The sequence below is a fragment of the Bartonella sp. AC10YNML genome, assembly GCF_042196825.1.
Taxonomy (GTDB): domain Bacteria; phylum Pseudomonadota; class Alphaproteobacteria; order Rhizobiales; family Rhizobiaceae; genus Bartonella.
In genome coordinates this window covers 1-13567 of the sequence record NZ_JBHIRA010000012.1, presented here as the reverse complement: position 1 = coordinate 13567, position 13567 = coordinate 1, and the positions used below count along the sequence as shown (strand labels likewise).

At 37.7% G+C, this 13567-nt stretch carries 12 protein-coding genes and 3 pseudogenes; 10 read left to right on the top strand and 5 right to left on the bottom strand.

Annotated features, from left to right (window positions below):
- The first annotated feature begins 100 nt into the window (after nucleotides 1-100).
- The gene (locus tag ACFINA_RS06845) at nucleotides 101-667 is read left to right on the top strand and encodes a F0F1 ATP synthase subunit B (RefSeq protein WP_375606433.1); all 567 of its coding nucleotides are present in this window, start codon (nucleotides 101-103) and stop codon (nucleotides 665-667) included.
- Between the two features lie 11 nt (nucleotides 668-678).
- Complete coding sequence (locus ACFINA_RS06840; RefSeq protein WP_375606432.1) at nucleotides 679-1173, top strand: F0F1 ATP synthase subunit B; 495 nt, start codon at nucleotides 679-681, stop codon at nucleotides 1171-1173.
- A 139-nt stretch (nucleotides 1174-1312) separates the two neighbouring features.
- Here ACFINA_RS06840 and glyS read toward each other — a convergent pair whose 3' ends face one another.
- The 4 genes from glyS to ACFINA_RS06820 all read right to left on the bottom strand — a co-directional run bounded on the left by glyS (nucleotide 1313) and on the right by ACFINA_RS06820 (nucleotide 7434).
- Nucleotides 1313-3535, bottom strand: a complete 2223-nt coding sequence (gene glyS / locus ACFINA_RS06835; RefSeq protein WP_375615290.1) for a glycine--tRNA ligase subunit beta — start codon at nucleotides 3533-3535, stop codon at nucleotides 1313-1315.
- Nucleotides 3535-4476, bottom strand: coding sequence for a glycine--tRNA ligase subunit alpha (locus tag ACFINA_RS06830; RefSeq protein ID WP_375606430.1), 942 nt, complete (start codon nucleotides 4474-4476; stop codon nucleotides 3535-3537). Before ACFINA_RS06830 ends, glyS begins: the two co-directional genes overlap by 1 nt.
- Before the next feature lie 91 nt (nucleotides 4477-4567).
- The gene (locus tag ACFINA_RS06825) at nucleotides 4568-6262 is read right to left on the bottom strand and encodes a tetratricopeptide repeat protein (protein WP_375610078.1); all 1695 of its coding nucleotides are present in this window, start codon (nucleotides 6260-6262) and stop codon (nucleotides 4568-4570) included.
- Nucleotides 6263-6357: 95 nt separating this feature from the next.
- Complete coding sequence (locus ACFINA_RS06820) at nucleotides 6358-7434, bottom strand: polyprenyl synthetase family protein (RefSeq protein ID WP_375606428.1); 1077 nt, start codon at nucleotides 7432-7434, stop codon at nucleotides 6358-6360.
- A gap of 179 nt (nucleotides 7435-7613) precedes the next feature.
- On the opposite strand from ACFINA_RS06820, the gene ACFINA_RS06815 reads away from it, so the two are divergent.
- The 6 genes and pseudogenes from ACFINA_RS06815 to ACFINA_RS06790 all read left to right on the top strand — a co-directional run bounded on the left by ACFINA_RS06815 (nucleotide 7614) and on the right by ACFINA_RS06790 (nucleotide 12295).
- Nucleotides 7614-8402 (top strand): tRNA1(Val) (adenine(37)-N6)-methyltransferase, encoded by a 789-nt coding sequence (locus ACFINA_RS06815; RefSeq protein ID WP_375615289.1) that lies wholly within the window; start codon nucleotides 7614-7616, stop codon nucleotides 8400-8402.
- 189 nt (nucleotides 8403-8591) lie between these two features.
- Complete coding sequence (locus ACFINA_RS06810) at nucleotides 8592-9443, top strand: S49 family peptidase (RefSeq protein ID WP_375615288.1); 852 nt, start codon at nucleotides 8592-8594, stop codon at nucleotides 9441-9443.
- A 223-nt stretch (nucleotides 9444-9666) separates the two neighbouring features.
- A complete protein-coding gene (locus ACFINA_RS06805; RefSeq protein ID WP_375614431.1) occupies nucleotides 9667-10575 on the top strand; it encodes a 4-(cytidine 5'-diphospho)-2-C-methyl-D-erythritol kinase in 909 nt (302 codons plus the stop codon).
- A gap of 279 nt (nucleotides 10576-10854) precedes the next feature.
- On the top strand, nucleotides 10855-11490 hold the full coding sequence (locus ACFINA_RS06800; RefSeq protein ID WP_375615287.1) for a ribonuclease HII: 636 nt from the start codon (nucleotides 10855-10857) through the stop codon (nucleotides 11488-11490).
- 205 nt (nucleotides 11491-11695) lie between these two features.
- Nucleotides 11696-11977, top strand: a pseudogene (locus ACFINA_RS06795) (type II toxin-antitoxin system RelE/ParE family toxin).
- Nucleotides 11978-11995: 18 nt separating this feature from the next.
- Complete coding sequence (locus ACFINA_RS06790; RefSeq protein ID WP_375615286.1) at nucleotides 11996-12295, top strand: HigA family addiction module antitoxin; 300 nt, start codon at nucleotides 11996-11998, stop codon at nucleotides 12293-12295.
- A gap of 57 nt (nucleotides 12296-12352) precedes the next feature.
- Here the strand turns inward: ACFINA_RS06790 and ACFINA_RS06785 are convergent.
- A pseudogene (locus ACFINA_RS06785) lies at nucleotides 12353-12532 on the bottom strand (integrase); the annotation flags it as partial.
- Here ACFINA_RS06785 and ACFINA_RS06780 point away from each other — a divergent pair.
- Both ACFINA_RS06780 and ACFINA_RS06775 read left to right on the top strand, forming a co-directional pair.
- Nucleotides 12530-13081 (top strand): annotated as a pseudogene (locus ACFINA_RS06780) (phage late control D family protein); the annotation flags it as partial. The pseudogenes ACFINA_RS06785 and ACFINA_RS06780 sit on opposite strands and share 3 nt — an antisense overlap.
- Nucleotides 13053-13567 (top strand): DnaB-like helicase N-terminal domain-containing protein (locus ACFINA_RS06775; protein ID WP_375607585.1); only part of this gene is annotated, 515 nt, incomplete at its 3' end. The pseudogene ACFINA_RS06780 and the gene ACFINA_RS06775, both read left to right, overlap by 29 nt.

The following is a 13567-nucleotide window of genomic DNA, read 5'->3' as shown; positions in this document are numbered from 1 at the left end:
TACCCTTTTAGGCTCTTAACCAGAGAGATGCCAGAGAGATGTTTGTCAGTTATCATCGGTTATAGAGGGCTTTAATAAGCTATTTAAAGGATGAAAGAAGATGTTTGTTTCAAGCGCTTATGCACAGAACACTGAAACGTCGATAGAACATATTAAAAAGGTGGCAGAGCATGCAAATCGTGTGTTTCCGCCTTTTGATTTTGTGCATTTTGGTTCGCATTTTTTCTGGTTGGCAATTTCTTTCGGACTGTTTTATCTTTTTATCTCCCGTGTAATTGTACCACGTATTGGCGGTGTTATTGAAACACGGCGAGATCGAATCGCATCTGATTTAGATCAGGCAATGCGCATGAAGCAAGAAGCAGACATTGTTGTTGAAACTTATGAGCGGAAATTAGCAGAAGCGCGTTTGAACGCGCAGGCTATAGCGCAGGTAGCTAGTGAAGAATTAAAAGAAAAGGCAGAGCTTGAACGGAAAGAAATTGAAGAGAGTTTAGAGAAAAAACTCGCAGATGCTGAAAAACAGATAGCAAAAATTCGGGATAAAGCCATGCAAAATGTTGGTTCTATCGCTGAAGAAGTAGCTCTTGAAATTGTGAAAAAATTGATTGACGTTGATATCAACAAAGAGGCTGTTCGTTCAGTTGTTAAAACTGCAGATTATTGAGGAAGAAAAAGATGACTGATACTTTTTGGGCATTTGTTGGGTTAGTTCTTTTTTTGGCTCTTTTAGTCTATTTCCAAATTCCACAGAGGGTTATACACCATCTTGATGCGCGCGCGAAACGTATCAAAGATGAACTGGATGAGGCTCTGCGTCTTCGTGAAGAGGCACAGGAAATATTGGCTGAATATCAACGCAAACATGCAGAAGCAGAAAAAGATGCGCAAGAAATTATTGCAGCAGCAAAGCATGAAGTTGAATCTGTTATTGCTGAAGCCCGTGCAAAAGCAGAAGAATATGTAAAAAACCGCAATAAATTGGCAGAACAAAAAATTTCCCAAGCAGAAGCCGATGCTATGCGCATGGTTTCTTCATCGGCTATTGATTTGGCAATTTCTACAGCACGTACCCTTATTACAAGAGAAATAGATGCTAACAAGGTAGATGAACTTATTAAAGAGTCTCTTGAGAAAGAATCATTTATCAAAATGAAAACATATCTTAATTAATGATATTTGAGAGATAAAGAACAGTCTCTTTGGTTGCATAATTTTCTCAATATTAATTAGTATCAATATTAATTAATAAAAGTCATAAAAAAGAAAAATTTATCTTCATTGTTTTTATCAGTTAATAGGCTCTTTGATTTTAAATGACAAGTTTTGAGAAGTCTGCAACCGATTGTGTAACAATGTGAGTGCGTTTGAGAAGAGCAAGACGGTTAGCACGAACATCAGGTTTTTTATCATTCACCAATACTTTTTCAAAAAATATATCAATCAATTTTCCAAGTGGCGCTAGCACACTGAGGGCAAATGATAAATTTGTTGTATTGATGGGAGCAAGAACTTTTTTTTCTACTTCACAGATTGCATGATAGAGCTGTTTTTCTTCTTTCTCGACAAAGAGCTCAAAATTAATTTCATTCGCTATTTTTGTGCTTTTTTGAAATTCATTTTCAAGAATATTGGCAGTACGTTTTACAGAGGCTACAAAGTTCATTCCATCATGGGTGTTGATAAAAGCGATAAGCGATTCGACACGACGTGCAACCAATAAAAAATCATCAGAATCTTTATTTAAAACGGCTTCAAGGGCGTCGTAACGAGCGCCTTCCTCTTTTAGATAGATTTTCAAACGGTCATGAAAAAAGAATAACAGATCTGATAAAATATATTCTGTTTTTTCTGGAAGCAGATTCTGCAATTGTGGATTTTCTCTTTGAGAGATTTCATATTTATTTTTTTGTTGTAAGAAAAGATTCGTTGCTAACTGGAACAGTGGCATAAGATTGATTTTCCAATCTCGCGAAAGTACAAGCCTAATAATTCCCAATGCTGCTCGTCTTAACGCATAGGGATCTTTTGAGCCCGTTGGTTTTTCATTAATGAGCCAAAAGCCAACGAGCATGTCAATTTTGTCGGAGAGCATAACGGTTATAGCAAGTGGTTCTTGTGGAAGACGATCTGTTGGTCCTTGAGGTTTATAATGGTCTTCGATTGCTACAGCGACGTGAGGATCTTCCCCTTGAAGAAGGGCGTATTTTTGCCCCATAACACCTTGTAGTTCAGGAAATTCTCCGACAATTTCTGTTTGCAAATCAGCTTTTGCAAGGATGGCTGCACGTTTCGCTAAGAGAGGATCTGCTTGTATCAAAGGTGCAATTTTTTGTGCGAGTGTAGCGATGCGTTCTACTCTTGCACCTTGTGTACCTAATTTGGCGTGAAAAGTTACATTCAAATGATCAAGTCGCGCCATTCTTTGATCAAGAGGTTTTTTTATATCAAGATCAAATTTTTTTACAGAAGATTCCAATTGTTTAATATCGGGCAAATCACGCTGATCGGTTTGCCAAAAATGAAGTGCATCAGAAAGACGGGCACGGACAACCTTACTATTTCCTTTCGAAATTTCTTTGCCTTCATCATTTGCAAGAATATTAGAAACGAGAATAAAACGATGAGAAAGTTTTACTTTTTCTCCTTGTTTGCGGGTGACAAAACATTTTTGATTAGCTCGAATGGTCAAGCGAATAATTTCTGGAGGAATATCAAGGAATGATTTGTCAAAATCACCCATAAGGATAACAGGCCATTCAACAAGGCCAGAAACTTCTTCTAGGAGGGCATTATCTTGAACCAGTTCTAAACCGTTTGCAAAGCAAAGATTTTGAGCATCAGCTAAAATAATATTCTTTCGTCTTTCTGCATCCAGAATGACTTTGTGTGTTTCAAGTTGAGTAACATAGTCATCAAAGCGACGCACCTGGAATGGCTTTCCGTCACTTAAGAAACGATGACCATAAGTTAGATTATTGCTCTTAAGAGAACCAATTGTAAACGGAACAACATGTGTTTCGCCAATTTCTGGTCCGAAGATGCAAAGAATATTTTGTAAAGGTCTAATCCACTTCAAAGTACCACTTTGTGCTGAATCTTTTCCCCAACGCATAGATTTAGGCCATGGAAAGTTGCGGATAATATCCGGTAAAATATCGGCAATAATTTCTTCTGCAGCTCGACCTTTTTTAACAATTTTAGCAATATAAAAATGACCTTTTTTATCATCATGTCCAATATGCGCTTCAGAAACATTATTTAATCCTGTTGCACGTAGAAAACCATCAATTACATGCTGTGGTGATTTTATACTGGGACCTTTGCGTTCTTCATGGACATCTTTGGAGCGTATAGAAAGTCCGCGTACGTCCAATGTTAACCGACGAGGTGTCCAATATTCACGAGCGGCTTTATAGGTTAATCCAGCATTCACAAGTTGATCCGTAACAGCTTTTTTAAGATCAGCAGCAGCTTTTCGTTGCATACGTGCGGGTATTTCTTCACTGAAAAGTTCAAGAAGAAGATCAGACATTAGGCCTCTCCAGTATATATTTGTCCAGCTTCTGTGAGTAAGAAGGCTTCCCCACAACGGCGCGCGAGATTACGAACGCGAAGAATGTAATTTTGTCGTTCGGTTACAGAAATAACGCCACGTGCTTGCAAAAGATTAAAGATATGGCTCGCTTTAATACATTGATCATAGGCAGGAAAAACACAGCGATGGAATACATTTTCTTTATTTGGTTTTCCAGCATCAAGAAGTGCGCTGCATTCGCGTTCTGCATCGATAAAGTGCTGATGGAGCAGTTTTGTATCAGCAAATTCGAAGTTGTAATATGAGTATTCCTGTTCTGCCTGTAAAAAAATATCTCTATAACTTATTTTGTTTTCTCCCTCTAAACCATTAAAGTTAAGGTCATAGACGTTATCAACCCCTTGGATATACATCGCTAGACGCTCAAGACCGTATGTGAGTTCCCCTGAAACTGGAGCGCATTCAATGCCGCACACTTGTTGAAAATAAGTAAATTGAGAGACTTCCATTCCATCGCACCAACATTCCCATCCAAGCCCCCAAGCACCAAGAGTGGGACTTTCCCAATCATCTTCAACAAAGCGAATATCATGCAGTTTTGTATCAAGCCCGATAGCTTGTAGCGACTTTATATAAAGTTCTTGTAGATTGAGCGGAGAGGGTTTGAGAAGCACTTGGAATTGATAATAGTGTTGTAAACGATTTGGATTCTTACCATATCGGCCATCTGTTGGACGTCGAGAGGGTTGGACATAAGCAACTTTCCAAGGGCGTGGCCCTAGAGAGCGTAATGTTGTTGCTGGATGAAAAGTCCCAGCTCCGACTTCCATATCGTAAGGTTGCAAAATTGCACATCCATAGTGTGCCCAATAATTTTGCAAAGTTAAGATTAGTCCCTGAAAAGAACGTTTGGGGTTAAGATGTTCAGGCAGTTTCACGCTTTATACTCTTTATATTGGACTAAACAAAAAAACAAAGTAATTTTAGTTTCTCTATTTATTATTCATGTGGTTTATGGTTAAGCATCGTTTATTGCAAACCAAATTTCAACTTTTCTTGAATTTGTTCAGAATTTTCTGGTTTTCCGTCAATTGCGTGGTTCCATTGAAAGATTGCTTCACGTTTACGTCCAACTTTCCAATAGGCATCCCCTAAATGATCATTCAGTGTTGGGTCTTCAGGTTGTAATCTGACAGCATTTTCTAATATTTGCACTGCTTTATTATATTCTTTTAGTTTATAATAAGCCCACCCTAAAGAATCGAGAATATGACTGTTGTGAGCTTGCAAAGCAGAGGCTTTTTGTAGCATACGGAGCGATTCTTCAAGCTTCTCACCACGTTCCACAAGGGAATAGGCTAAATAATTAAGAACCTGCGGTTGATTTGGGAAAAATTCAAGTGATTTTCGCAAGTCAAGTTCTGCTTTTGGCCATTGCTTTAAACGTTCAAAAGCAATACCACGCTGATAAAAGAGTTTCCAATCGTCCTGCTGAAAGTTTTTTATCTTTGTAATAGCGTAGTCTAGAGTTTTAATAGCCTCAAGAAATTTATTGTCCTGCATATAAAAAGCAACGAGCGTTATCAAAATATTACGATCATTGGGAAATTTTTTATTTAACAATGTGAGTAATTTTATTGCTTCTTTGTAATTGTTGTTATTGGCAAGAAGGAATGCAAGATGAAGTTGTCCATCTTTATAATAAGGAGATTTAGGGGATAAAGCGCGATAAAGTTTAATTGCTTGATGTGGATCGTTCAATTTAGCAGAAATGTGTGCGAGCTGAAACAGTGTTGCGTCATTTTGAGGGTATAAGGCGAAAGATAATTGCTTAAAAATACGTGCAATTCGCCCTGAGTTTTTGTAGTTGAGGGCTGTTCCAAAATTATATAATACCTCGGCTGCTCCTTGTTGAGGTGTTTTAATAACTCTCTCTAAGAAAGAATTTTTTTCAATTTTTTCTTGAAAGTTTTTAAGGACTTCTCGACCTGACAACATTTGTTCGCCATGCTGGATTGTTTGAAGGGCTTGGTTGCGCATATTATGGCGCAATTGGAATGAGGCATAGGCTATGATAATACGCTCATAAGTATTAGGAGCGATAAGAGTTCCCTGTTTGTTACTCAGTGCTTTAATGAAATATTTTTTTGCATCCTTTGGCCGTTCTGCAAGGTCGCTCATAAGTGCTAGATGATAAGATATAAAAAGATCATACCAGACAGGACCTTTGAGTTTCTTAAGATCATCGATTGCCTGAGATTTGTGTCCAGATCCAAATGTAATCCAAGCGCCGATGAGTTCAGGTATTGGATTATTGGACGTAGGAAGTTCCTTTAATTTCAGAAGAGCCTTGGCATTCTTATAATCTTTTTTGATGAGACTTTCTACTGACAAAGTTAAGGAAACAAAGGGAGTTATAACATCGTTCTCTTTGAGTTTTTGGGCTTGTTGGACAGCTTCTTTAAAGTTTCCGACCGAGAGCATAGCTTCAAGGAGCTCTTTTTGTGTTTCAATGTTATCAGGTTGATAAACCAGTGCTTGTTTAAAATAATTGATAGCAAGTTCTGTTTTATTTTCATGATTTGCAACCCTTCCAGCTAAATAAGCACCTGTAAATGAGCTTGTATGAGTTGCTGCACTTATTTTACTGTAGGTGAGGGATGGCATCAGCATGATACCCACGATAAAGAGGGCAAAAAGTCGAGATACCGTTGCAGAGCACATGGAGCTAATCCTTTTCAAGATAATCAATTGATGGTGTTGTTTATAGATCATATCTCATTACTTTGTTGAGAAATACTGCGATTCTTGCAAAGAATTCAGTTTACGCGCGCAATACAAAATTCAACAGTCTCAACGAGAGCATTATAAGCAAGATTTTCATTCATGGGAACAAGAGCATCAATTGCATATTTTCCATAGATGCGTGCTTGTTCTATTGTATCTGTGATACTATCATACTTTTCCATTAAGTGTTGTGCGTGTGCGAAGGATTCATCATTATTATTGCCATCTTCAAGTGCCTTTTTCCAGAAATCTTTTTCTAGCATATTCCCACGCTCATAGGCGAGAATAACAGGCATTGTGATTTTTCCTTCTCTAAAATCATCCCCTATATTTTTTCCTAAGTTTTGAGCACTACCGCTATAGTCAAGTGCATCATCAATTAATTGGAAAGCTAAACCTAAGGATGTTCCATATTCACGTAATGAAGAACGCTCTTTATTTCCATAGCCAGCAATAATGGGTCCTACTTCAGCGGCTGCTGAAAAAAGTGCTGCTGTTTTTGCATCGATGATTTTGAGATATTCTGAAGGGCTGGTTTTTATATTTTTTGCGGCAGAAAGTTGCATAACTTCTCCTTCAGCAATAATTGCAGCAGCGTTGGCTAGGACAGAGAGCGCTTCTATGGAACCGACATCGACCATCATTTTAAAGGCCTGCCCCAATAGGAAATCACCAACAAGTACACTTGCTTGATTCCCCCAAATCATACGTGCTGTAGATTTTCCACGTCGTAAATTACTTTCATCAATCACATCATCGTGTAGTAATGTTGCTGTATGCATAAATTCAACAGCTGTTGCGAGTTTTATATGCCCGTCACTTTGATAACCGAACATATGAGCAGAAGCGAGCGTAATCATTGGGCGTAATCGCTTTCCACCTGATGAAATAAGATGGTTAGAAATTTCAGGGATCATCTCAACCTCTGATTTTGCCATAGAGAGAATAAATTGATTTACGCAATCCATATCTTTTTGAGTAAGATTGACAAGAGATTGAAGAGAAATTTGATTATTTCTTATTTGTTTTGGTTTGATAGCTGCACTCAATGTGTTTACTCCTAGAGTATTGCAATGGACATATATAAAATTTACTTTATTCATTAGCATAAAGGGGGTTTGGTTTTGACTCAAGCTTTTGATGTCGTTTAAAAGTGTTAGCTTGGAATGTTATTGGCAAGAAATGTTCTTTAGCGAGTGTAATCTTATTGTTATAAAATAATAAAAAATTTAAAATAGCAGCTGAATGGCAAAAATGCAGTTTATAAAGGTGAGCATTAGGCTTTTAAATGGATAAAGCAGCGAATCAGAGTGGTGAAACAATTGACAGTTTTCACCGCGGGAAATTTTATTTGGTTCAACCCCATAAATATGGTCATCGTTCTGGAATGGATGCGATGTTATTAGCTAGTTTGGTTCCAAGTGATTTAAAGGGCAAGGTTGTTGATTTAGGTGCTGGTGCTGGAGCTGCAGGGTTAGCTGTTGCTTCGCGTTGTCTGAAAGTTCATGTTACCTTAGTTGAACGTTCGGCTTTTATGATATCTTATGCTCAAAAAACGCTTATGCTAAAACAAAATAAACAATTTGCTGGCCGCATTTGTTTGCTAGAAGCAGATGTTACTTTCAAAGGGAATGAACGTATAAAAGCAGGTTTGATAGATAATAGCTTTGATTTTGCGATTATGAATCCACCTTTTAATAATCCTACTGATCGCAAGACACCTGATCAACAAAAATCTGAAGCACACGTTATGCCTGAAGCGATGTTTGATAATTGGTTGCGGAGTGCAGCAGCGATTGTCAAGCCAGGTGGATACTTAGGGCTCATTGCACGACCACAATCACTAGTAGATATTTTGCGTGCTTTAGAAGGGCGCTTTGGTGGTATTTGCATCGTTCCTGTGCATGCACGTGCAAAGACAGCAGCAATTCGTCTTTTATTTTACGCAAAACGAGGAAGCAGAGCAGCTTTATCTATTTTACCGGCACTGGTGATACATGAAGATAATGGTCATACTTTTTCACCACGGATTGATGCAATTAATAATGGATATATAAGCTTGTGGGAACTTTTGTAATGGTATCTTGTGTTTTTCAGTTTATTCTTTAAAGTCTACACTTTGTTACTAGGGAGGTTTAGCTTTTGTATGAAATTATATTTCTGGTTGTAATGTGGGGATTGATTGGCGCTTTTGGATGGTATCGCGTTGTTCCTTTTTGTTGTCCTGTCCTCTTTAATTTTTCTTAACTTATAAGGAGATTTTGTTTTGATTGACGTTATCAAGAAACTTATTCCCCATCGTTTTTCTTCCAATAAACTAGAAATTCCTGTCGTTCGCCTTCAAGGGGCGATTATGGATTCATCAGCATCTATATCTCGTACGCTTTCCCTTAGTAGATGTGCTAGTCTTTTAGAGAAGGCTTTTGCGTACAAAAAAGCACCGGCTATTGCCCTTATTATCAATTCTCCTGGAGGTTCACCTGTACAATCGCGTTTAATCTTCAAGCGTATTCGTGATTTGGCAGAAGAAAAAAATAAAAAGGTTCTTGTATTTATTGAAGATATAGCAGCATCCGGTGGTTATATGATTGCTTGTGCAGGAGATGAAATTTTTGCAGATCCTTCTTCGATTGTTGGTTCCATTGGGGTGGTTTCAGCTTCCTTTGGTTTTCCGGAACTTTTAAAGAAAATTGGTGTGGAACGGCGCGTTTACACAGCAGGAAAGAACAAGGTTACACTAGATCCATTTCAGCCTGAAAAAAAGGCGGATATTGAGCATTTGAAATCTCTCCAACTGGAAGTACATCAAACTTTTATCGATTTAGTTAAAGAGCGGCGTTCTACAAAATTATCAAATGATTTGAATCTCTTTACAGGAATGTTTTGGAGTGGAAAAAAAGGCGTTGAACTTGGTTTGATTGACGGATTGAATGATGTACGTTCTGTTATTAAGGAGCGCTTTGGTAATGATGCAAAACTTCGACTTATTATGCCTCCAAAAAGTTTTTTAAGCCCTAAAACGCATTCAGGAGTGACTGCTCATACAGTTTATACAGCAGTTGACAGTGCGTTGATGGCAGCAGAAGAGCGGGCACTTTGGCAGCGTTACGGTTTGTGAGGCCAAAAATCATTCGAGAGGAGATTTTATCTAAAAACAGATGATAGAAGAAAAAAGGCTTGAAATGATACGAAAGTTTATTTTGTATAAGAATTCTTCATATTTATTACTTATTTAGAAAATGATTAAGAATATTTCAAGCTATTTATAGGGTTTATGCTACAGGTATGAATGAAAGGGGCATATTTATAAAAGAACTCTGTATAGGTTAATATTACGTCATATGATATCACATGTAAAAGCTTCGATCCAAAGACATTCTTATGTATTTACACCCATTAAATTGAATTTAGCTTTGCATGTTGTGGGGCAACGTGCTGATGGTTATCATTTAATAGAAAGTTTGGTTTATTTTAGTCTTAGCGGTGATTGCTTACACTATGCGTCTTGTGAAAGTGACCAGTTTGTTTTAACGGGGCCATTTGCAAAAGGGCTTGTTTCTCATTCAGATAATTTGGTTATTCGTGCACGGGATTTTATGCATAAGACTTTTCCTGAAAGTGCTCAACCTGCGTTTTTTCGACTTGTAAAAACATTACCTGTTGCCTCAGGTATTGGTGGTGGCTCAGGTGATGCTGCTGGGGTTGTAAGCATGTTGTATCAACAGTGGAATCTTGATTGCCCTTATGAAAAATTAGCAAAAATGAGTTTAGTTCTTGGTGCTGATGTACCCATGTGTCTTTTTGCATTAGAATATCAGCAGCCACTTTTGGTTAAAGGGATTGGTCAAAAGATTATACGATTGCAAGAGGCTTGTTCACTGGCAATGGTATTGGTTAATCATGGACAAGAGATTTCAACACAAGCTGTTTTTAAAGCGTTAGAGAAGCGTCATCATCCTTCTTTAAAAATTGATTCAGTCGCTTTAAAGACTGTTGATTCATTGGTTGAGGTTTTACAAGAAACGCGTAATGATCTTTTTTCTCCGGCATTAAAAATGGCACCTCAGTTAGCCGAAGTGTTATCTGTATTAGATGAATGTGGGTCTCTTTTTTCTCGTATGTCTGGAACGGGGGCAACTTGTTTTGGCATTTTTAAAAATCAACAAGCAGCGCAAAAGGCAGCTCTTTTTATCAAATCAATGTACCCAAATTGGTTTGTAAAACCGATCATAACTTTAGGAACTATTTGAGAAATAAAAACTTTTATTTTGTCTTGATTCTACTATACATAATGAAAAGGGTAACTAAAGAAATCTACTTTTTGTTTTTTAAACAAAATGAATACATGCTAGAATAATTTTTTAGAAGAAAAATGGACAATAGGATACTCTTTATCTCATGGTTTGTTTTTATCTTTTGTGTAAGAATTCGCAGAATGTTTGAAGAGCTATTTAAAACTGTAATGCTTGCAAAAAATAAGCAGGCTACAGAAATAAGTGTATATTTGTTGTATTTGTGATTTATCAAAGATGTTTAATGTGCCACTTCAACCAAATTTTTCGTACGAATTGGATTTGCAAAAACAGGGTTTTTTTCATATAGCAGGTGTTGATGAAGTAGGACGGGGGCCTCTCGCTGGACCTGTGGTAACGGCAGCAGTTATCTTGGATAAAGATCGTATTCCTAATGGGTTAAATGATTCAAAAAAACTTTCTTTTCTCCAACGAAATAGATTTTATCATGAAATTTTGCAAAGTGCATTAGCGGTTTCAGTTGCTAGTGTTTGCGCTCGTGCAATTGATCAATCTAATATTAGACAAGCAACTTTAGAAGCAATGCGTCGCTGTATTAAAGGATTAGCTGTTTCAGCCCACTATGTACTTGTTGATGGACGTGATATTCCCTCTGGGTTGTTTTGTCCTGCAATTGCGTTGATTAAGGGCGATCAGCGTTCGGTTTCAATTGCAGCCGCATCTATTATTGCGAAGGTAACGCGTGACCGGATGATGAAATGTGCAGGACAAGTTTATAAAGGCTATGGTTTAGAGAAGCATGTAGGATATGCAACGTTAGTTCATCGTACGGCTCTTAATAAATATGGTCCAATCGTAAGATTACATCGTTATAGTTTTGCACCACTAAAAGAGTGTAAAAAAGGCAATTAAAATCAATAATTTATTACAAGAGTAAGGGATTTTATAATCATTGATTCTGTTATGTTTTTTTGGGTGTCTATCCCTAACCTTTTTGAAGCTTTTTTATCACTTATTCCCATCCATTTTTTCCAGATATAGAATCAGATATTTCTAACATGGGCTTGACTCTTATTGTTATTAACCGTATAGCAACGATATACGACAAGGGGCGGTAATGGCAATTGTGAGTTTTAAACATAAGAGCTTAAAATTATTTTATACAACAGGTTCCACAAAAGTTATTTGATCAGATCACGTAAAAAAATTACGCGTTATCTTAACGGCTTTAACAAGTGCTACTACGTCTGAAATGTTGAGAGCGCCTGCCTTTAAAATACACCCTCTTAAAGGTGAACTTACAGGGTACTATTCTATATGGATGAATGGAAATTGGCGTGTTACTTTTCGCTTTATAGGAACAGATGTGGAGCTTGTTGATTATCAAGATTACCATTGATGAGAGGAATGAAAAAAAATGATGCATAACCCCGTACATCCGGGTGAAGTTCTGAAAGTAGCTTTCTTAGAAGAAATGGGGATAACAATACAAAAATTAGCTGATCATCTCCATATGACAAGAGCTTCTTTATCAAGAGTGATTAACGGACATGCTTCTATAAGTACCGAGCTTTCTATTAAATTAGAATTAGCTGGTTTTAGTAAAGCAAAATTTTGGTTGGATATGCAAACAAACTATAATTTATGGCAAACAATGCAACAGGAACAACCACCTATTTCTCCTCTTGTTTCTGATACACTTCAAACGCCGCTTTGATTTCGTTAATAATTTTGATGGTGCTTTGGTTTGTTTTTTTAGCTTCCGCCTATTGCTCTAACTTTTTTGTAGCTTTTTGATTGCTTCTATCGCAAGTCGTTTTCTATCGGCTGTTTTGGTACAAAGGGATGCCATATTATCTTCTGTCCAACCAAAAAGCGCTTTCATTTGTGAAACTTTCGCGCCCGCATTTGCTGCACGTGTTGCTGCTAATTTTCGCAATCCATGGGCTGATTTTTAACCCGTCTTGCGGACCGCATGCAGGCGTGTTTTTTAATCAAGGACCATAAGTTTTTATTTTTAAGCGGGGATAATTTACCAGCACTTGAACTTCATAAGCACGACTGTTCTAACTGGGAATTCACGTTAGAGCCACGCACGCAATACGGCATCATTGAAGCTTCTTATTTTGATCGCTCAACAGGGCAACAATGCCAAGTCAAGCATCAGACAGGGTTTAGCGGGCCTGTGCGGCGTCTTCGCAGTTGTTATCCATGTCAAGAGGAAGCTTTATCTGCCGCCGCTTCCGAGTCGGATCGCTTATGTCGTGCTGTAGGCAGTGGTTCTTTGTCTCTTGCAGGACGCCCTGAAATCATGGCGGATCAACCTCTCATCCTTCAAGGGTTTCGTGGGCAAATCAATGGACCATGGAAAGCCGCTACCGTCACACATCGTTATGAAAAACAAAGCGGATACACAACAGAAATCACACTTGAGGCACCAAACAAGGGAAAAGAAAGCAATGAGAACATTGAACATGCTAAAAACAGAAAATCCAAGAGATAATTTTGCTTCTTCTTTTCGTCAACTTCCCCATAATATTGAAGCGGAACAGGCATTACTTGGAGCAATCCTGATTAATAATAATGCACTCGATCGCGTTTCAGACTTTCTCAAAGCAGAACATTTTTTTGAAACGCTACATCAAAAGATCTTTGAGATTGTCTTACAAATTATTCAAAAGGGCCATCTTGCAAACCCCATTACAATTAAGCCCTATATCCAAATGGAAGAAAAAATTGGAGATATTACTGTATACCAGTATGTTGTTCGCTTAGCCACAGAGGCAGTCACTATTATTAACGCTGAAGATTATGGACGTGTCATTTACGATCTTTTTATCCGCCGGTCTTTGATTAATCTTGGCAATGAAGTTGCCAATACAGCTTTTGATGCGCCTCTGGAGTTCACACCTTCCCAACAAATTGAAACGATTGAAAATCAATTATTTGAGTTAGCCGAAAAAGGAAAATATGGAGGTGGGTTTGAAAA